Source organism: Alistipes sp. ZOR0009, from assembly GCF_000798815.1.
GTDB lineage: Bacteria > Bacteroidota > Bacteroidia > Bacteroidales > ZOR0009 > Acetobacteroides.
Genome location: NZ_JTLD01000012.1, coordinates 1 through 19,632 on the forward strand (window position 1 = coordinate 1; position 19,632 = coordinate 19,632).

Consider the following 19,632-nt stretch of genomic DNA (forward strand, 5'->3'; position numbering starts at 1 on the left):
CCTTTTTTTGTTTATTCCCCTAACGGAAGGCTTCCCCTGAGCTCTGTGTCCTAATTCTTCCAGCCCGCTCCACGCGGCGCTGCCGGCCGCCCAAGGCGCTTCGGGGAGTTGGTATGGTTGGCGCCCTTTTCGGGTAAAATGGGGTCGTTTTACGGTGAATTTAGCTTTCTATCTTTCCCCCTTTGGTACTACATCCTCGAATTTGGCGCATGCGGCCGGAGGCCGTACCGAACCCAGCTTAGCGAGGACGCTAAGCCGAGCGGTGGTGGCCTCTGCGCAAGTTGAAAGAGCTAGAGGGAAGTTGCAAGAGGTTCTGCGCAGGTTGCAAGAGCTAGAGGGAAGTTGCAAGAGGCTCTGCGCAGGTTGCAAGAGCTAGAGGGAAGTTGCAAGAGCCTCTGCGCAAGTTGCAAGAGCTCGTGGAGAAGTTGCAAGAGCTTCTGCGCAAGTTGCAAGAGCTCGTGGAGAAGTTGCGAGAGCTTCTGCGCAGGTTGCAAGAGCTCGTGGAGAAGTTGCAAGAGTCTCTGCGCAAGTTGCAAGAGTTCGTGGAGAAGTTGCGAGAGCTTCTGCGCAAGTTGCAAGAGCTTGTGGGAAATGGCAAGACTATCTGTTAATAGCCAAAGGCGCTTAGGTGCTGGCCTATCATCTTTGTAAAATCTGAACTGGCTGTTTTTATGAGCTAAGTTAGCTTGCCAGCGAAGTGGCGATGAAGCGTAACGATTGTGTTTTTTAGGTTGCTGCGTAGAACTTCCGAAATGTCACTTTCTGTTATATAGAATTCGGAGTGGTTATTTTGAATATACAGGCGGAGGACTTTAAAGTATTCTTCGGGTTGATTTGGGGAGAACTTGATGTAGATATGATCGAGGTGAAGATTGATGCTACAAAAAAAGAGGCAGGATGTGTCGTGCGTTGACCATATTTCGAAGCTGGCTTCGGTGTTTTTGGTGATGCAGCGAGGCTGAACAATGGTGCTAAGATTTGTTTTTATGTCGTTGTAAAAGGATTCTAGTGTTTGGCTCATGGCTTTCTTTTTTTTATTAAACACTATTGGCGTTTTAAGGGTTTACTGGAGCACGGAATTTTTATTGGTGGGAGAATATGTCTATAGAGCAAATCCGAGTTAAAAGCTGCGTGAATTCTACCCTATACAGGAACAGAACCATCGATGTATTTTCCATCTTTATCACTATAATGGGGCTATAGAACCATGATTGTAGCCATAAATATGAAGCTAGGATGAGCTTTAATGGGGTATAAGGAACGGATAATGCTAGATTGGTTGTGTGCGACATTGATAAAAAGAAAAGCCGAGAATTCCTCGGCTTTTTATGTATTGTATCTGCTTACTGGTTGGCTAGCTCCCATACGGTGAAGTAGGTAAACGTGGAAATGCGTTCGAGGCGCTTAAAGTTTATTTTTTGAACCTCATCGGCAGGAGTGTGATAGTCGTCGTGCATCCCGGTTGTAATGACAATTGCCGAGATATCTTTATTTACAAAGGAGGCATGGTCGGATCCGCCACTCCAAAGCAGCATTTCGAACGGAGCTATTTCTTTCCAGATGTCTATCTTAGCTCTTTTGGCCGATCGGTTTAGAACTTTTTGCAGGGTTAGCGTATCTCCAAATGTAAGCGGATAGGCGTACATGTCCGAATCGGAGTGGGATTCATCCGTTCTGCCGACCATATCGAGGTTAACAACCGCTTTTATTTTGCTTAGTGGGAAAAAGGGATTCTGTGCCATATACTGCGATCCCAATAACCCCATTTCTTCGCCTGTAAATGCGGCAAAAAGGATGCTTCTTTTAGGTTGGATTCCCTTACTCTTTGCTTTGGCAAAAAGCCTGGAGATTTCCATTATGGCAGAGGTTCCTGAGCCGTTATCGTCGGCACCATTACAAACTGAATCGGCATTCGCATTTTCTTTTTGGGCTACTGGCTTTACTCCTATATGATCGAAATGGGCGCTTACGACTATGGCCTCCCCATTTGGGTCGGTCCCCTCGAGCTTGGCCACCACGTTGGCTACCTTCTTAAAGGTTACCTTCTCGGGCGAAATTGTTCCGTTCACTAGAATGGTATTCCCGATGATGGCTTTGCTGGTGTTGGATAGATTATCGAGCGTATTGCTGGCAAAAAGTTTTTTTAGAAGGAAGCTGTCGGTTATGCTTAAGGTGATGCTGGGATGCGTAGAGATGAATTTTAGGACATTTGAGAAGTAAATATTTGACGAAAAGGGAATCTTTTCGCCATTTCGTCCTAATGTTATGGTATCGCCAGGGGTATTTGTAAAGGTAACTTTAGCTGCTGTGAGATTAAGGCGCGCCTTATTATACTCGACCATCTTTTTTATGGGAAGCACCAGCATGTACGAGCTTATTGAACTATTTGTTGCGAGCTGCTTTTCGATCTCCAAGATGCCCTCTTCGAAGGATGTGGCTACAATAACCTTTGTATAAAGCTTGCCTTTTAGCGAGTCCGATGCGCCGATAAATGGAATAATGGGGCTGTCGGTAATACTTTTGCCGGTGGCAATAATAATGTCTTTAAGGGGGGATAGCGCTTCGCCAGACTCCTTAATCGTGAGCTGATGGTTGCTAGGAAAGGTGGAGGAGGCAAGGTAAAAGCTTTCGAAGTAGGGATTTTCCTTCTCGTTCGAAACTCCTTTTAGTCCGTGCTCCTTAAACTTATTGGCAATGTAGCTTGCCGCCACTTCCTGCTCCTTACTTCCCGTTGCTCGCCCTTTTAGGCTGTCGGACGAAAGAAAGGTTAGGTCTCTTTTCAGACTTTCGGCCGAAGCCTTTTGCTTGTAGGGGATGCTTTGCGAAAAAGTTAGGGCGGAGAAGGATAGTAAATAGACGAGCAAAGATGCTTTTTTTATCATAAATAGGTTAGTTTAATGGGTTGGGGTACTAAATGCTGCAGATTAAGTATCCATTGGATAGTAAATGTAGCAGATAATTTTTTCCGAGGATGATTTTAGTTAGCGATTATCAAAAAAAAGCGCCTCGAAATTAACTTTCCAAGCGCTTTGTGTATAGCTAAGGTTGCTTACTTAAACTTGAAGGATACTGCAACCATATTGGAGTTTAATCCATCAGACCGGTTGTAGTGTCCGTAACGAATTTCAAGCGCATTGAAGAACTTCATTCCAAGGATGCCATCAGCCGATGTAAACCTTACGTTTAACCCAAAATATTGGCTATCAAACTTAGATAAGTCGTAATCGCTGGTGTAGAATGGTTCGTCTATGGTGTGTACCTTATAGGGGGCAAAATATTTGGCAGCAGATTGCTGGTAGTATCTTCCAAAAGGCGAAATGGAGAAGAAAGGGGTTAGCTTAACCGGCATTTCGAGCTCAAAAGTATTTGCCTTGATGCCCCAGTCGTCCCAATAGTACCTATAGAAACCTTTTAAAATAATACGATCACCAGCAAAGTAGCTTGCTTTTACGCCTACGGGAACCTTATACCGGCTATCCGGAAGATTCTCATAGTTCTCGAAGTTGTTGTTAAAGTAGACCCGCTGATACCGTGTGGCAAGCAGCCCATGCTGGTAGGCTAAGTCTAGTAGTATGGCCAGCTGTAGCCGCGTGGTTACAATCTGAGAAAAGATTAGCGATGCGTTGTACGATGTGCGCGGTTCGTGCTTGATAGGGGTTGGATCTTCCTCTGATCCCGAACCGTAAGGTTTTATCCCTCCATAGCCCGACTCCCTCAGCTCTTTGGGGATGATAACTCGCCACTCATCAAAGTATCCTGAAAGCTTAACGGCAAGCTCCCTATTGTTATCCTTCGAAAATTTTGCAAACGATATGGTTGCACCCTTCGATTCGTAGTCGAACTCGTGGGAGTAGGCCAGGTTGGCGCCGATTTGAAAGTGCTTCAGCTCATTTTTGAGGCTGTACGATAGCGATGGGTAGATATGGTTATCGCTGCGCGAGGCTCTAGAGTAAACCGACGAGGAGGCTCCTGTTTGGGGAGTAGTCGGGTTGATGCTTGAAGCTTTCGAAACGGGGCCGCTCTTTAGTAGGTTGGATTTTTTCTCGAACTCATCGTTATCGTCATCTGTGGTGCCGCCCGAAGGAAGCTTTCCGCCCCTCCATCCGTCAATCATATCCGACGATGCGGAGGTATAGTGGTCGATACCCACGTCCAAAGAAAAAGTATGCAGCTTATGCTTGCTTCTTTTTGATAGATTTAGGTTGATGACATTCGAGAAGTTGGTGAGCTCCTCTGTGCCCACACCTCCCGTAACTGCCGAGTGGTTTCCGTTCTGCGAGTAGTACCCAGATACAAAGTTAACCTCGTCGAATTTAAGAGGGGTAGATTTGTAGCTGCTGGTATCCTTGTTCGCTTGTCCAAAGGCCATTAAAGCCGAAAGGTAAATCCCCAATAGGGATAAGGTGATTTTCTTCATAAACCTTAGCTGCTAAAATTTGGGCTAGTTGCAGCCGCAACCTCCACCTGTTTTTCCTCCGTTTGCACCCGATGCTCCCTCGCGATACATCAAGAAATTGCTCTCCAGCAGCTGTACTCGGCGTGCTGAAAGCTCCATCTCGGAGTCGTTAAGGTACATCTTTTGGTACTCCTTGACTGTTGCACAGGAGGGGAGCAGCAATACTAGCAGCAGCACTACTCCTAATCCGATCGATTTTTTTCGTCTCATCCTATTTGTATTAATGATGATGGGCAGCCAGAGGGCTGCTAACTGATTCTAACGTTACTGGAACAAAAAAGCTGATTTTCGTCGGTAATTATAATACAGGCAATGTCTCTCATTTGGTTGATAAGGTTTAATCCAACCTTTACCCCCATTACCGTTACGGGTGTAGCCATGGCGTCGGCCAGCTCTGCCGATGTGGTAATTATCGTAACGCTTTTTATACCAGATACCGGAAATCCTGTTTTGGGATCAATGGTATGCGAATATCTCTTTCCATCTATAACTGCGAATTTCTCGTAGTTTCCAGATGTTGCTACCGAGGCGTTATCAATCTTGAAAGAGGAGAAGGACTCATCTGCCAGATCGGGATTGGCAACCCCGATTGTCCAGGAGTCTCCGTTGGGCTGTTTCCCCCAAACGGTTAGGTCTCCAGAGGCGTTAACCACACCGCTAGCGACCCCATTTTTTTGCATAACCAGCTTTGCCCTGTCGGCAGCATAGCCTTTGCCTATTCCACCAAAGCCAATTCTCATCCCGCTCTTTTTCAGGAACACGGTACACCTCTCGTTATCGAGAATCACATTTTTGTAGCTGATTAGAGACACCGACTGCTTGGCGACTTTAGGGTCGGGTAGCGAAGTCATCTTTGTATCGAAGTTCCAGAACCGCTTATCTAGCGAGCCGTAGGTTATATCGAAAGCTCCCTGTGTAAGAGCCGAAATTCTAACGGATCGGCTGATTAAATCGAAGACCTCCCGATCTACAGCAACTGGTGCTATGCCAGCGTTCTGGTTAATGCGGTTGGTTTGGCTGCTATCCTTAAAGGTGGTTAGCAGCTCTTCGATGCGCTGTATCTCCGTTACGGCTTCATCAATACGTTCGTTTGCCCAAAGCTCGTCTGCGGCAACAACGCTTATTTCAAAGCGGTTGCCCATAAGCTTCATTGCACGCGAGAAAAGTTGAAGTTCGTGGGGACTACTCATCGGCTACTTAGCCTTAATTTGTTCTATAAAGCTGTCGGGCTGGATTCCGTTGTTGCCCTCCCATGTTTTAAGAACTTTACCATCTGCATCGAGCAGCAGGGTAAGCGGAAAGATGCCCTTGGGGTTGTACCTTTCGGCCAAGGCTTCGTTTTGGGTGATTTGGGCCTTGCTTAGCTGGTTCTTCTTTAATCGGGGGAAGTCGGCATTGATAAGCACTAGGTTTTGCTTTGCAAAATCTTGGAATACGGATGCTTCGAATACATCCCGATGGAGCTTAATGCAGGGGCCACACCAGTCCGATCCCGAGAAGTTTAGAAGAATTAGCTTGTTCTCCTGCTTGGCCTGCTGTTTAGCCTGTTCAAAATCGTTTGTCCAAATAGAAGCTGCCGATAGTACGGCAGAAATTACAAATGCGGTAATGATGTTCATACGCTGCTTTTGATAATAGCGATACGCTGTTTTCCTTAGTTAACAAATTTCCCCACCTTCAGTTTGCAAACGTGACAAATAGTTTTGTTAAAACCATTTAATGCTTTGTTAAAGCTCCTAATTTGAATGTAAGGTAGAATTGCTGATTTAAGTAACAGGAATATAGGCTGGTAGTAGTATAACCTATTTGTTTAGTAGGGAAAAAGAAAAAGCCCCTAGAATTTCTAGAGGCTTTTGGTAGTAGCGGGGACAGGACTCGAACCTGTGACCTTTGGGTTATGAGCCCAACGAGCTGCCAACTGCTCCACCCCGCAATGTTATATCTTTAGATTACTATCTTTCTTTTCTTAAATGTTTGGCAAAGGTAACTTTCGCAGCGTACACTTCCAAGCCAATTAGTCTTAAATGTCTCTCCATAAATAAGAAAGCCTGATAAATTGCTTTATCAGGCTTTTAGTAGCGGGGACAGGACTCGAACCTGTGACCTTTGGGTTATGAGCCCAACGAGCTGCCAACTGCTCCACCCCGCAATGTTATATCTTTAGATCGTTATCTGCGTTTCTCAATTGCTCTGCAAAAGTAATGCTTTATTTTAAAACTGCAAGGGCTAACCAAAAAATATATCCATTTAATTTTAGGAGACTCCGCTCGATTTATTGAAAATGATGTTTTAAATTCGTAGAAAAATAAACTTTGCCGTATGCCATTAGTATTTAAACCTGTTGATATCAGCCTAGAGGAGAAGGAGTGCCGTAAGGACTACTTCGATCGTCACACGCCCTTTGTTGTTTGCGAAAAGGAGACGAAAAGAAATGAGAAGTTTAAGGTGAAGGTTACCCTTGGCGATCAGTATACCCATCCCGACGATTACGATCACTACATTAGCACCGTTCAGCTTTGGAATAGGGAGACGCTTTTGGCCCAGGTATTCTTTACTCCTGGTGCGCTGGGAAACCAGCCCGGGCATGTGGAGGTTGACTTTTACGTTGTTCCGAAGATGACCATGAACCTAACTGCTATGGCCGTATGTACCAAGCATGGTTTTTGGGAGAGTGAAACCGTAGATGTTAAGGTTGTAGATTAACATCAACAAGAAGCTATAGTATAAGCCGATGGGAGGCATTCGTTGCTGGCCTGTCGGCTTTTTATACGTACTTACCTTAATTCTTATATATTTGTGGTCTCCAATAACAAAGAATAATGGCCGAAAGCAAAAAGAAGAAGCTTATAACAAAGCTACACCATAAGTACCGTTTAAGTATCTACAACGATTCGAACTTGGAGGAGGTTTGGTTCCTTCGTCTTTCGAGAATGAACGTGCTGCTCGTTTTTGGATCACTTCTTATACTGATCATCTTTGGGGTGACCATCCTCATCTCTTTTACCCCGCTTCGCGAGTTTATTCCTGGATATCCCGATAAAAACACCCGAAAGAACATCGTTGCCAATGCGCTTAAGGTCGATTCGCTCGAGCGCGAGCTGGTTATGTGGCAGCGCCATCTGGATAACGTAAACCGGGTGCTTTCTGGTCGGCCAACAGAGGTTATTGAGAGCAAGCCCGATACGACTAAGAAGTATAAGAACTTAAAGCTGGGGCGGTCGAAGGAGGATTCGTTGCTAAGAGCCAAGGTTGAGGCCGAGGAGAAGTATAAGCTCTCCGTGTTTAACGACAATAAAAAGCCTCAAGGTATAGCAGGGGTAAGGTTCTTTACGCCTGCAAAGGGTAAGATACTAAAACCCTACAATGCGCAGGCAGGACAGCTGGGTGTCACCTTGTCTGTTGCGCCAAACGAGCTGGTACTTGCCTCGCTCGAGGGTACCGTTGTCGATGCCGGATGGAGTATGGAAAATGGGTACAGCATCATCATACAGCATAGTGGTAATGTGGTGACTGTTTATAAATATAATTCACGAGTCCTTAAAAAGATAGGCGAAAAGGTACGTGCAGGGGAGGCCATTGCCGTGGTAGGAACTAAAGGTGAGCAAAAGAATACAGCGCTGCTGCTCTTTGAACTTTGGTACAACGGCGTGCCCATTAATCCGCAGCAGTACGTTATTTTCTAGAAGATGAGCAAAAAAGGAATTGCAATTTTAGGCTCTACCGGCTCTATTGGCACGCAAGCGTTAGAGGTGGTAGAGGCTAATCCTGATTTATTTGAAGTAGAGGTGCTAACGGCCAACAACAGCGTAGAGCTGCTTGTTCAGCAGGCCATCAAGTTTCAGCCCAACGCCGTGGTAATTGGCAACGAGGCAAAGTACCAGCAGGTGGCCGACGCCTTAAGCAGCTACCCCATAAAGGTGTATGCCGGGAGTAAGGCCATAGAGCAGGTGGTGGAGATGGACACTATTGATACGGTACTTACCGCAATGGTTGGCTACTCTGGCCTAATGCCAACCATCAACGCCATCAAATCAAAGAAAAAGATAGCTCTTGCCAACAAGGAGACCTTAGTGGTGGCCGGAGAGCTGGTTATGGGGTTAGCCGACGAGTATCGGGTTCCGATAATACCTGTCGATTCGGAGCACTCCGCCATATTTCAGTGCCTAGTTGGGGAGATGAGCCCCATTGAGAAGATTCTGCTAACGGCATCTGGAGGCCCATTCCTTCATACCCATATTGATGAGCTGAAAAATGTGACCGTTGATGATGCCCTAAAGCATCCCAACTGGAGCATGGGGGCTAAAATAACCATCGATTCGGCTTCGATGATGAATAAGGGCTTTGAGGTGATTGAGGCTAAGTGGCTTTTCGATGTGAAGCCCGAGCAGATTGAGGTGGTGGTACATCCGCAGTCTATCGTACACTCCATGGTGCAGTTCCAGGACTCCTCCATTAAAGCGCAAATGGGATTACCAGACATGAAGCTGCCCATACAGTATGCCTTTACCTTTCCCCAGCGTTTGCATACCGATTTCAAGCGGTTAGATTTTAGGGATTACCAAACGCTCACCTTTTTGGAGCCCGACATCAACAAATTCCGGAACCTTGGGTTTGCCTTTGAGGCAATGCGACGAGGTGGAAACATGGCCTGCATCCTGAATGCGGCCAACGAGGTGGTGGTCGATGCCTTCCTAAAGCGTAAGGTCGGATTCCTTCAGATGTCCGACATTATTGAGCAGGTAATGCAGAAAGCTACCTTTATAGAAAAACCAACCCTTGCCGACTACTGCGACAGCGATGCAGAGTGCAGGCAAATTGCTATATCGTTAATTCAGTAAAAAATGGAAATACTTGTTAGAGTAGCACAGCTACTTTTAAGCCTTTCGATTCTGGTGCTTCTGCACGAATTTGGCCACTTCTTTTTCGCGAAGCTTTTTAAGACGCGGGTGGAGAAGTTTTACCTCTTCTTTAACCCTTGGTTCGAGCTGTTTAAAATTAAAAAGGGCGAAACCGAGTATGGGGTAGGTTGGCTTCCACTTGGTGGCTACGTAAAGATCTCGGGAATGATAGACGAGAGCATGGATAAGGAGCAGATGAAGCAACCTGCCCAGCCTTGGGAATTCCGCTCTAAGCCATCGTGGCAGCGCCTGCTAATCATGATTGGTGGTGTTTTGGTAAACTTCCTTCTGGCTCTGTTTATCTACATTGCCGTTTTGTACACTTGGGGCGAGGAGTATATTGCCAACAAGGATGCCAAGTACGGTATTCAGGCCGACAGCTTAGCCCAACGAATTGGCTTCCGCAACGGCGATAAGATTATCTCTTTGGATGGAAAACCGTTGGAAAATGTAGCCACCCTACAGGCCGACATTATTTTTAATGAGGTAAAGAACGTAAAGGTGGAGCGTAATGGCCAGCAGGTAGATGTGCCTATTGCCAGCAAGTTCGTACCCGAGATTTTGAACGCTAAGGGGATGTTTGCCCCTCGCGTGGTGTATAAAGTTGGCGATGTAGCCAAGGATATGCCAGCTAAGGCGGCTGGCGTGCAGGTGGGAGACGTATTTATCTCTGCCGACACCACCAAAATGACCTTTGTTGATGAGTTTCGCTCGTACTTCCAAGCCCACAAGGAGAAGGTAGTTGCAGTTACGCTTCTTCGTGGTAAGGATACCGTAAAAATAAACGTAAAACCCAATGGCGATGGCCTTATTGGTACCATGCTCGACTTCGATCAGTTTAAGATTAGCAAGATAGAGTATGGCTTCTGGGAGTCTATTCCTGCTGGTATAAGCCACGGAATCGACAAGGGGGCTAACTACCTAAAGCAGCTAAAGCTGATCTTCTCGCCAGAAACCAAAGCTTACGAGTCGTTGGGTGGCTTTATTGCCATAGGGAAGATTTTTCCTGGAACATGGGACTGGTACGCATTCTGGAATATGACTGCTTTCCTATCCATCATCTTGGCAATAATGAATATTCTTCCTATTCCTGCTTTAGACGGGGGACATGTTATGTTCCTGCTTTACGAAATGGTTACTCGCCGCAAGCCTAGCGAAAAATTCATGGAATATGCGCAGATTGTTGGAATGGTAATTCTGTTTTCGCTACTAATTTATGCCAATGGTAATGATATCGTAAAGCTATTTCGTTAACTTTATGCATTATCTCAACTGTTGAGCCATGAATATATTTAAAACATTAATTATTGCCCTTACCCTGCTGGCTGTAACAGCCGGCTGTAATAAAAAGAAAAGTAGCTCATCTTCACTACCTAACCCTGCTGGTGCCATCTGCGATGTGCTGGTGGTGCTCAACGAGGAGAGCTGGAAGGCTGAGCTTGGTAAAACATACAAGGAGGTACTGGAAGACCAGTACCCCTACCTTCCTCAGGCCGAACCATCCTTTAAGGTTAACCACGTAACCAAGGATGTTTTTGCCAGTACGGCTCAAAAATACCGTAATCTGATCATCAATAAGTTTGGTGCAGAGTACAAGGAGCCAAAGTTCATCATCCAAAAGGATGTGTATGCATCCTCACAGGTGGTGATAACCGTTCAGGCGCCAAGTCCACAGGAGGCTGCCATTTACGTAAAGGAAAACGGGGCGCGCCTTCGCGAGATCTTCGATCAGACCGAGAAGGATCGCTATGCTGCTGTCGTTAAATCTTCTGCTTTGGCTGAGCTTACCGCCGCTGTAAAGGAAAAATTCGGGTTTGAGCTCTTTTTCCCCAGCGGATATGCGCTTCGTACCAGCAAGCCCAACTTCATGTGGCTTTCGTTGGAGACCAACTACTCCAGCCAAGGGCTGCTTATTTTCACCTCGCCCTATAAAAGCGAGCGCGACCTCTCCGATAAGGGTATTATTGCCGTTACCGACGAGCTGATGAAGCAGTATGTGCCCGGGCCAAGCGAAGGAAGCTACATGATTACCGAGAATATGGTTCCGCCAAAAGCCGAAAAGGTGACCTACAAGGGGCGCGAGTGGGTTCGCATGCGCGGCTACTGGGATGTGGAGAAGGAATTTATGGGCGGACCGTTTATCAGCTATAGCACCCTAATTAAGGAAAAGAACGAGGTGCTTACCATTAGAGCTTACGTGTATTCTCCTAAAAAGGATAAGCGCAAGCCGCTGCTTCAAACCGAAGCCATCATCTTTAATTTGGATTTGGATGGAAAGTAAGCCCGAACGATTTGGTGGTATGATTACCCGCGAGCAGATGGAGGATGCCCTGCTCCGCGAGGAGATTGTTGCCGATGTTGCTCGTCAGCTCGAAAAGGATTTTGGCATGTGGGGCATGGCTATCACCTTTAGCCACGACATCTCAAATGCCTACGAGGAGCTATACGGGCAGGTTTTTCATCATATTACCGAGCTTTCGGCTAGGGATACCAGCATCCTGAAAAATCTGCTTTACCAAATAGACATCAGCGCGGCAAAAATGTTGCGCCAGCCTATTAACGGTACGGTGGAGGAGGAGCTCTCGCATAAGATAATAGAGCGCGAGCTGCAAAAGGTGCTTTTACGACGGTTTTACAAGTAAAACATACAATGCCGAGCTTAGTCTCGGCATTTTTTTTGGCTGTAGGCGCCCCTTGGGACTACCTAAACAGGAGGTTTTTCGTTTTTATTTTGTGCTTAGGGACTCTTTTTTTGGTAGTAAGGCTTACTCTATTTCGCTCTACTACCAGCTTATTTCTGAGGAGAGTCCATAAAAAGAGGTCAATTTGAACTATTTTGCCCCTATTATTCATATTTTTTTGAAAAACAATAGCAGGTTGCTATTGCAGGAATAAAAAATGGCAGTACTTTTGTGCCCGGAGAGGTGGCAGAGTGGTCGATTGCGGCGGTCTTGAAAACCGTTGAGGGTCAAACCTCCGGGGGTTCGAATCCCTCCCTCTCCGCAGAAGTTGCCGAGCATTGTCTCGGCATTTTTTTTACCCCTACGCTAAGCCTACGTCGCTTTAGCCAAAGTAGGGTAGCCTTACCTACCTTTGGGCAGCAAATAAATCCGAACAATTCACCATATTTTTTTGGCAGGCCGATGGCTCTGGATGCTCATAGGCTTCCCGCTTACGGTATGTCTGTTTTCCTCCTTGTCCAGATTTTTTCCCTTTTTTTATCCCATTAACCGCTCTTGTTGCCCGTCGATTCTCAGAAAACGGAATCCCTATTATTCATTATTTTTTTAAAAACAATAGCCGGAAGCTATTGCAGGGAACAAAAATGGCAGTACTTTTGTCCTCGGAGAGGTGGCAGAGTGGTCGATTGCGGCGGTCTTGAAAACCGTTGAGGGTCAAACCTCCGGGGGTTCGAATCCCTCCCTCTCCGCAGACATTTTCGGTAAAAGATTAAACCCTGTAGAAGTAATATCTGCAGGGTTTTGTTTTTTGCTAAAGCTGTATTTGCTTTCGGCTATCGGCTTGTAATGCCATTCTCATAGCCGCTTTACAAGGTTTAGGTTTAGCGGCTGCGGTTTAGCCCGTAAAAAGTAGCGAGCAGCTATATTTCCGAAAGTATTCATTTTGTTTCTTCTCTTTATAAGCGTAGTAATGCAGGGAAAAGGGGAGCCTTCTTTAGCCGAAAAAGAGGTTACCCTTTTCGGAGTAACCTCTTCAATAAAACAGGATTTAGTATCAAGGAATGCATATAGGGTTATAAGCAAATTCGGATATCTTCTTTCAGCTGGGTAGTGGCATAACGGGTAGCCTATTCAATTTTTTTGCCTTCGTTATCCAGTATCACCTCCATCTTCGATTTATCCGCATTCGACGAAATGACTACTTTGGTAATTTGGCGAGCTTCGTTATACCAAACTTCGTCGATTTGATAGCTCTCCGCCAACTTTTTTATTGCCGATTGCACGTTCTCGTTAAGCTGATTTACGTCTATCCTTTTGAATTCATCCACCTTCTTGGTTGTTGTATCCTGCTTTGCTAGAGACGGAATTTCTGTACTAGCAAGGAAAGGCTGGTGTGCCGATATGCTTGCAATGGCAAAGTTTGCCGCAAGCAAAACCAATGTGATAATCGTAATTCTCTTCATAATTGTGTGTTTTAATAGTTAGTATGACTTTGTAAATGCATTTACATTAAAATATGATTCAAATTCTATACAATATACCTGCAGCAGCGGCTGTAAATGTAGAAAGTGGTAGCAACCAGTTTTTTACGGCATTGTAAATATACTGCTGAACGGCAAAGGTATGTTGAGGTTATTGCAGCAGTAGGGGAAAAAGCTCCCCTGTTTTCCTCAAATGGCTGTTTGGCGGATGGGATGGTAGGGTGAGCAAAGCCTGCTGCTTTTTGCGGCTGGCACAATCTATTTTTGGGGGAGGAAAGAATGCCTTTATCGAAGGTTTAGCCCATGGCTGCCCTGCTTACGTAGTCTCGCAAAAAGAAGAAAGAGGAGCAACGCCTTGCCACTCCTCTTTCAGATACCGCCCACCACCAATCACTGCGGTATTGCGGCAGCGTTGTTATTCAAATCAGACATTTTCTTTTATATCAGCTAAGGTTTACAAGTTTCACGTCTATTCTAAAGGTGTTCATAGGGTTTATGTACATCTTTAGCACCACCGACTTATAGCCATTCATCGAGATATGCACCGTGTAGCTGCCCGGTTCTAGGGTATGGCAAATAAACACCCCGTTTTTGGTGGTTATTTTGATGCATACTGGCTTTTCCTTGATGTTGGCTATTGGTACCTTTTCTTCTACCAGCTGCTGGTAGATGCTTCCATCTTCGTCCCTAAATATCTCCGTTTTGGCGCAAACCATTGGTTGGCTATCGGTGTCGGTAATGCTTGCCATAACCGACCACTTTCGGCTGGCAGGCTTACGCTTATTCTCTAGCAGCCCGCTGATGTAGCTTGCCTCCTCGGGAAACTCGCGCGAGAACGACGGAATCAGGATCTTTAGGTCGTCGAACACCCTGCGGTAGGCAGCCTCCATCTCGTTAACTATGGCAACCGACATGGTGTACTTCCGCTTATGGTCGTTTTTCTCGTTGAGCAGCATCCGATAGCCCTTAGATCTATCATCTAGGTTTTTAAAGTTCTCCTCTTGGTAGAAGTAGTCTTTTAAATCGGTCTTAATCGGTTTTATTAGGGTTACCAGCTCCTCCGCAAAGGTGGCAAGCGCTGGCTGAGTCATGTTCTTCAGGTCGTTCCTGCCCTGCTTCACCATGGTGGTGATTTTAGGTTTTTTTCCATGTGGGCGTAGGCCAGCAGCTTCTCGCTGGCAAAGCGTACCTCCTCTACAAGCCCTGCTCGTAGTGGTCCAAACAACCCTTTGCTCGAGTAGCGCTCCAAGATGAGCTCCGGAAGCTTTTCCTCCAACGCGAGGTTTCTGTTTTGTAGCGTTTCCTTAACTTTTATGACTCCGGCATGCGTCAGTAGCTCGGGAGTTCTTGCAAGGCATTGATCGATGTCCATTGCCTTTGAATAGGAGTTAAAAAGATCATCACCGACCATAATATAGATGGTTTAAATTTATTTCTATCTGATTTTTATAACATTGCTTAGTAAAAATAAAAATTAGAAAAGAGAAATTCAAAATGGAGATTAGCCCTTCAAATTGGATGTGCAATTTTTTGAACAACTTTTGTGGATAACGTGGCGTGGTTTCAAATCGTAATTGCAGCTTTCTCGGAATCTTTCGATATGTAACTTTAGGGTTGGCTCAATTTTTAATGTGTTACCAATTGTTGGTGTTAAAACAAAAAATATTCCCGACAGTACTACCGTTATTCCCAGCCCATCAATCGTTATTCCCGTAGTGGCAAACAGTATTCCCGTCGCGTCAAACATCTATCTCCAGCTGGCAAGCCTGTTTTTTTTGAGGCTAATCGGGCTAAAAAAGGCGAATATTTATGAATTATTAACGTTTAAATGCAATTTTCTTATTATTAAGCCAGCCTTTTTGGCTGTCAGGTGGCAAAAGCGGGCAGCCTAACGGCATTTCCTTCAGCTCTAACGCTACTCCCCGCTGGTTAAACGGCGTTTCCTAAATGCCAATCGGAGTATGGCGGCTTGCCCAACGGCATATCCCGAAGGGCAAGCTGCGTTGCGGTTCTTCCAGCCTTCGCTTTTTTTGAGGTCAGCTTGGCTTTTGGCGGAGCCAACGGTAGGCTTTTAGACGTTGGGGCTGCTCCTCCCGATTCCATCTCCTTTTTCCCCCCGTTCGTCGCCCTTTTATGGCTGCTTGTCGAATTTATCTTGAGCCGATTTGCTAAAAATTCCATTTTTGTTGCTGAAATTAGGTTGGTATGCAGAAATCATGGCTCAAAAACATGCAAAAACTTAACGTTAATTAGAGGTCGGCGGGAGCTAACCAAGCATTAATACTCAGGAAACTATTTATATTGCCAAAGTTTCCATAGTATATTAAGTTTATGACTGAAGAGAGAAAAGAGTTGATTAATAAGATAATGGGATTATTCACGAAGTACGGCATTCGTAGCATTACTACGAACGATATTGCCCGAGAGCTGGGTATTTCCAAGAAAACACTTTACGAGTACTTCAAGGATAAGTCCGAGATAGTGGAGTGTTCGCTCAACTTAATTTATGAAAATAGGCTGAAACAGTTCGAAGAGATTAAGCAGAAGAAGCTAAATGCCATTGAGTCGTTGCTTGAGATCTACCAGCTCGTTACCGAGATGATTAAGACCACGAGTCCGACGCTGGAGCACGACCTCCGCAAGTACTATCCCGAGACCTTTACTAAGGTATACGGAAAGGGGAAGGAGATGCTTTACAAAATGCATGTCGAGAACATACGCCAGGGGCAGGCAGAGGGGCTGTTTAGGGATGTAGATCCCGATATCATTGCCCGGTTGGTATGCCACCGAGCGCAAACCTTCATGCTGGAGGTTTTTAGCACCGAGGAGATATACTCGGGCAAGATTCACCGCGAGCTGTTCCTGTACCATCTCTTTGGGATGTGCAGCGAGAAGGGGTATGCGATAGTTGCCAGCCAAATGGATAAGTTTAATGCAAGTACTACAACACAAAATTGAGGGCCATGAAATCAAAACGTTTACACTACACCAACAAGATTGCCGAGGTTTTCATGAAATTCGGTATCAGCACGCTTACCGTTGATGAGATTGCCGAAAAAATTGGCGTTACCAAAAAAACCCTATATAACTACTTCGAAAGCAAGCAGCAGATGGTAGAAAGTTTTCTGGACTACATTTCGATGAAGCAGAAGACCGAGATATCCAGCGTGCTGTCTAAAAATATGAACCCGATAGAGACGCTGGTTGCCATCACCAAATCGATTTACAACCTATCGCAAACCTACCATAAGCGGTTGGAGGCTGATATTATGCCCAAGTACCAGGAGAATCTGCAGAATATCATCTTTAAAAGAAGGGGAGAATTATTAGATTTTATAAGCTTTAACATCAACAAAGGGGTTCATCTTGGGTTATTTGAGAACGATTTGGATGTGGACCTAACCAGCAAGTACTACCTCTTCGAAATGGAGAATCTGTTCCTGTCTCAGTACCGGTTTATGCCGCTAATAAAGGGCGAGAACGAGATAGACCAGCTTCTCTACTACCAGCTTAAGGGGGTTTGTACGCCAAGTGGTCAGGTTTTGCTCCGAAATTCGATAAATTTTAGGGTTAACCTAGAAAAACAAGCGTAAATATAGATATCCAGCCGACTCGAAAGGGGCGGTGCATACAAAGAAAACAGAGAATTAAATGAAACAGGTTACCACACTCTTAGCCCTGGCGTGCTTGCTGGTGGGTAAGGGCGCCTTTTCGGCGGATAACGAGGCAAAAAAAATGCAGCTGAGCCTTAAGCAGGCGCAGGAGTATGCCATGGAGAATTCCTTGACGGTTAAGGATGGTCTCTACGATTTGGATATTGCACAGAAGAAGATTTGGGAATCGACAGCCATCGGTTTGCCCCAGGCAGAGGCAAAGCTGATGTACAACCACAATCCTGGATCTATACCAACAATTCAATTTGGGAACGATTTGGTTCCTGTTGGCGTTAAGAACTCTACCAACGTTACCGCAACGGTTTCGCAGCTGATCTTTAGCGGTTCCTACATTGTTGGGCTGCAGGCTTCGAAAACCTACAAGGAGATGGTGGCGCAGACGCTGGAAAAAACCAGAATCGATCTTCGCGAATCGGTTGCTCAGAGCTACTACCTTGTTTTGCTGATGTCGGAAACCAGCGCCGTTTTAAAGGACAACCTAACCAACCTTCAAAAAACGCTTTTCGATACCGAAAAAATGTTGGAGAAGGGGTTTGCCGAGTCTACCTCGGTCGATCAGCTTAAGATTGCGGTAAACGACCTGCTGCTTTCGCTATCTACCACCCATAACCAGGAGCAGGTGGCGCGTCGCCTGCTAAACTACCAGCTGGGGCTAACCCTCGATTCTGAGATTGAGCTTACCGATAAGCTGGAGAACATTGCCCTAAGCTTTAACCGTGATCGAATTATCGAAACCCCTTTCGATATCTCGAAGAACATCAACTATAACATGGCCGAGACACAGGAAAAGGTGAAGAAGCTGCTTTATAGGTTGGAGCTTACCAGCTACCTGCCAACCGTTGCAGGCTTTTACCAGTTTCAGAAGCCGCTTCCTGCTCCTCCCGTAAACTTTCAGCCAGTTAACATGCTAGGTCTTAGCGTTACGCTACCTATTTTTAGCAGCGGTGAGCGCTACTCTAAGGTGGGACAGGCTAAGCTTGCTCTTAACAAGGCGCAGCTGGCCAAGGAGCAGGCCACACGTGGGCTCAACATGGAGTACCTCCAATCTCGCGATGACTTTAATACCGCGTGGGACAAGTACCTAAATAGCAAGAGCAGCCTTGCCCTAGCGCAAAAGGTGCTCCGCGAGGTTACCATTAAGTTTAACAACGGTTTGGCAACCAGCATGGATGTTACCCAAGCTAACGATAAGCTGCTCCAATCGGTTGGCAACCTGTACAGCGCAGAGTTCGACATGCTTAAGGCTAAGCTACACCTCGATAAGGTTACCAGCAATTTATAGTACCGTAAAATAAAACAAACCAGTATATGAGAACAGGATTACTATCAGCGGCCGTTATCGTTCTACTGCTTTCGGGATGCTCCCAAAAGCCCGATGCTGAGAAGATTCGCGCAAAGATTACCGAGCTAAAGGGAGAATCTTTTAAAATAGAAAAGGAAATTAGCGATTTGGAGAAGCAGCTTGCCGAGCTGGGAACCAAAACTGGTGCCGGCTTGATACCTGTGCAGGTTAAGGAGGTTAACCCCGAAAACTTTAACCACTACCTCGAGCTTAGCGCAATGGTTGAGGCCGAGAATGATGCGATGGTTAGCCCCGAGGCATCCGGACAAATTAGAAAGATACTAGTAACCAAAGGCCAGTCGGTTAGAGCAGGGCAGCCGCTAGTGCGCCTTACCACCGAGATTATGGACAACTCCATCATGGAGGTGAAGAATCAGCTGAGCCTAGCTAAGGATATTTACGAGAAGCAGAAGGCTCTTTGGGATCAGAAGATTGGTTCTGAGGTGCAGTACCTTCAGGCAAAGAATAACAAGGAGGCAATGGAGCGTAAGCTGGCCACCCTACGTTCGCAGCTAAACCTTTCTACCATCAACGCAGCATTTAGCGGCGTGGTTGATGATATTTTTCAAAAGGAGGGAGAGCTTGCCACTCCTGGTAAGCCTGTACTTCACCTGGTTAACCCTTCATCGATAAAAATTAAGGCAGAAGCCTCTGAAAGCTTTATCGGAAAAATAAAGAAGGGCCAAATGGTGGAGGTTCGCTTCCCTTCAAATCCGGATATCAAGCTGAACCTACCCATTCAGCGTGTAGGTAATGTGGTAGACATGCAGACTCGTACCTTCCCGATAGAGGTTAGCTACAGCGGCAACGGAAGCCATATCCTTCCCAACCAGATGGCCTCCATCGTGCTGAAGGATTTTAGTAGCAACACCTCGTTTGTGGTTCCATCCATCATCGTGAAAAACGACGAGAAGGGGCAGTTCCTTTTTGTTGCCGATAAAACGGCCAAAGGGCTAGTTGCTAAGAAGGTTTACGTAAAGGCTGGTGTTAGCTACCAGGATAATAGCACCATTGAGCGAGGGCTAAAAGCAGGCGACAAGGTGATTGTGGCCGGATACAACCAGGTGGCAACCGGGAGTCCTGTTAGCATTAAGTAAACT

At 45.8% G+C, this 19,632-nt stretch carries 20 protein-coding genes and 4 tRNA genes; 12 read left to right on the forward strand and 12 right to left on the reverse strand.

Translation table 11 applies throughout. The features are described from left to right. Positions 1–676: 676 nt before the first annotated feature. From L990_RS03670 to L990_RS03705, 8 genes are all read right to left on the reverse strand, one after another. Positions 677–1,021: a hypothetical protein gene (locus L990_RS03670; protein WP_047445672.1), complete on the reverse strand. Its 345-nt coding sequence runs from the start codon at positions 1,019–1,021 to the stop codon at positions 677–679. A 322-nt stretch (positions 1,022–1,343) separates the two neighbouring features. After that, the gene (locus L990_RS19070) at positions 1,344–2,882 is read right to left on the reverse strand and encodes a M28 family peptidase (protein ID WP_052180695.1); all 1,539 of its coding nucleotides are present in this window, start codon (positions 2,880–2,882) and stop codon (positions 1,344–1,346) included. Positions 2,883–3,049: 167 nt separating this feature from the next. Further along, positions 3,050–4,417 carry a DUF3570 domain-containing protein gene (locus tag L990_RS03680; RefSeq protein ID WP_047445674.1) on the reverse strand — a complete coding sequence of 456 codons (1,368 nt, stop codon included), beginning with the start codon at positions 4,415–4,417 and terminating at the stop codon, positions 3,050–3,052. Positions 4,418–4,441: 24 nt separating this feature from the next. Beyond that, positions 4,442–4,666, reverse strand: a complete 225-nt coding sequence (locus L990_RS03685; protein WP_052180697.1) for a DUF4266 domain-containing protein — start codon at positions 4,664–4,666, stop codon at positions 4,442–4,444. A gap of 38 nt (positions 4,667–4,704) precedes the next feature. Next, entirely contained in the window at positions 4,705–5,646 is a 942-nt protein-coding gene (locus tag L990_RS03690; protein ID WP_047445676.1) for an FAD:protein FMN transferase, read from the reverse strand. Positions 5,647–5,649: 3 nt separating this feature from the next. Then, positions 5,650–6,075 (reverse strand): thioredoxin family protein, encoded by a 426-nt coding sequence (locus L990_RS03695; protein ID WP_047445678.1) that lies wholly within the window; start codon positions 6,073–6,075, stop codon positions 5,650–5,652. A 241-nt stretch (positions 6,076–6,316) separates the two neighbouring features. After that, positions 6,317–6,389, reverse strand: a tRNA-Met gene (locus tag L990_RS03700). A 143-nt stretch (positions 6,390–6,532) separates the two neighbouring features. Then, positions 6,533–6,605 (reverse strand) — tRNA-Met (locus tag L990_RS03705). A gap of 170 nt (positions 6,606–6,775) precedes the next feature. On the opposite strand from L990_RS03705, the gene L990_RS03710 reads away from it, so the two are divergent. From L990_RS03710 to L990_RS03745, 8 genes are all read left to right on the forward strand, one after another. Beyond that, complete coding sequence (locus L990_RS03710) at positions 6,776–7,159, forward strand: desulfoferrodoxin family protein (RefSeq protein WP_047445680.1); 384 nt, start codon at positions 6,776–6,778, stop codon at positions 7,157–7,159. Between the two features lie 116 nt (positions 7,160–7,275). Beyond that, a complete protein-coding gene (locus L990_RS03715; protein ID WP_047445681.1) occupies positions 7,276–8,139 on the forward strand; it encodes a murein hydrolase activator EnvC family protein in 864 nt (287 codons plus the stop codon). Between the two features lie 3 nt (positions 8,140–8,142). Then, positions 8,143–9,294, forward strand: coding sequence for a 1-deoxy-D-xylulose-5-phosphate reductoisomerase (locus L990_RS03720; RefSeq protein WP_047445683.1), 1,152 nt, complete (start codon positions 8,143–8,145; stop codon positions 9,292–9,294). A 3-nt stretch (positions 9,295–9,297) separates the two neighbouring features. Continuing rightward, positions 9,298–10,608 carry an RIP metalloprotease RseP gene (gene rseP, locus L990_RS03725; RefSeq protein ID WP_047445685.1) on the forward strand — a complete coding sequence of 437 codons (1,311 nt, stop codon included), beginning with the start codon at positions 9,298–9,300 and terminating at the stop codon, positions 10,606–10,608. Between the two features lie 28 nt (positions 10,609–10,636). Beyond that, entirely contained in the window at positions 10,637–11,635 is a 999-nt protein-coding gene (locus L990_RS03730) for a DUF4837 family protein (protein ID WP_047445687.1), read from the forward strand. Further along, the gene (locus L990_RS03735; protein ID WP_047445689.1) at positions 11,625–11,996 is read left to right on the forward strand and encodes a hypothetical protein; all 372 of its coding nucleotides are present in this window, start codon (positions 11,625–11,627) and stop codon (positions 11,994–11,996) included. Before L990_RS03730 ends, L990_RS03735 begins: the two co-directional genes overlap by 11 nt. 276 nt (positions 11,997–12,272) lie before the next feature. Further along, a tRNA-Ser gene (locus tag L990_RS03740) sits at positions 12,273–12,357 on the forward strand. Between the two features lie 342 nt (positions 12,358–12,699). Then, positions 12,700–12,784: transfer RNA gene (locus tag L990_RS03745), tRNA-Ser, on the forward strand. A 378-nt stretch (positions 12,785–13,162) separates the two neighbouring features. Here the strand turns inward: L990_RS03745 and L990_RS03750 are convergent. The 4 genes from L990_RS03750 to L990_RS03770 all read right to left on the reverse strand — a co-directional run bounded on the left by L990_RS03750 (position 13,163) and on the right by L990_RS03770 (position 15,697). Beyond that, on the reverse strand, positions 13,163–13,498 hold the full coding sequence (locus L990_RS03750; protein WP_047445691.1) for a hypothetical protein: 336 nt from the start codon (positions 13,496–13,498) through the stop codon (positions 13,163–13,165). Between the two features lie 461 nt (positions 13,499–13,959). Further along, positions 13,960–14,640 carry a carboxypeptidase-like regulatory domain-containing protein gene (locus tag L990_RS03755; protein WP_047445693.1) on the reverse strand — a complete coding sequence of 227 codons (681 nt, stop codon included), beginning with the start codon at positions 14,638–14,640 and terminating at the stop codon, positions 13,960–13,962. Then, positions 14,634–14,927, reverse strand: coding sequence for a hypothetical protein (locus tag L990_RS03760; RefSeq protein ID WP_047445695.1), 294 nt, complete (start codon positions 14,925–14,927; stop codon positions 14,634–14,636). Before L990_RS03760 ends, L990_RS03755 begins: the two co-directional genes overlap by 7 nt. 518 nt (positions 14,928–15,445) lie before the next feature. Beyond that, positions 15,446–15,697 (reverse strand): hypothetical protein, encoded by a 252-nt coding sequence (locus tag L990_RS03770; RefSeq protein WP_047445698.1) that lies wholly within the window; start codon positions 15,695–15,697, stop codon positions 15,446–15,448. A gap of 150 nt (positions 15,698–15,847) precedes the next feature. Here L990_RS03770 and L990_RS03775 point away from each other — a divergent pair, with 150 nt between their 5' ends. From L990_RS03775 to L990_RS03790, 4 genes are read left to right on the forward strand one after another with little or no spacing between them, the layout of a single operon-like run. Continuing rightward, the gene (locus tag L990_RS03775; protein WP_047445700.1) at positions 15,848–16,474 is read left to right on the forward strand and encodes a TetR/AcrR family transcriptional regulator; all 627 of its coding nucleotides are present in this window, start codon (positions 15,848–15,850) and stop codon (positions 16,472–16,474) included. A 5-nt stretch (positions 16,475–16,479) separates the two neighbouring features. After that, positions 16,480–17,109 carry a TetR/AcrR family transcriptional regulator gene (locus tag L990_RS03780; RefSeq protein WP_047445702.1) on the forward strand — a complete coding sequence of 210 codons (630 nt, stop codon included), beginning with the start codon at positions 16,480–16,482 and terminating at the stop codon, positions 17,107–17,109. A gap of 58 nt (positions 17,110–17,167) precedes the next feature. Then, complete coding sequence (locus L990_RS03785) at positions 17,168–18,472, forward strand: TolC family protein (protein WP_047445704.1); 1,305 nt, start codon at positions 17,168–17,170, stop codon at positions 18,470–18,472. 26 nt (positions 18,473–18,498) lie between these two features. Further along, a complete protein-coding gene (locus tag L990_RS03790) occupies positions 18,499–19,629 on the forward strand; it encodes an efflux RND transporter periplasmic adaptor subunit (protein ID WP_047445706.1) in 1,131 nt (376 codons plus the stop codon). Positions 19,630–19,632 lie beyond the last annotated feature (3 nt).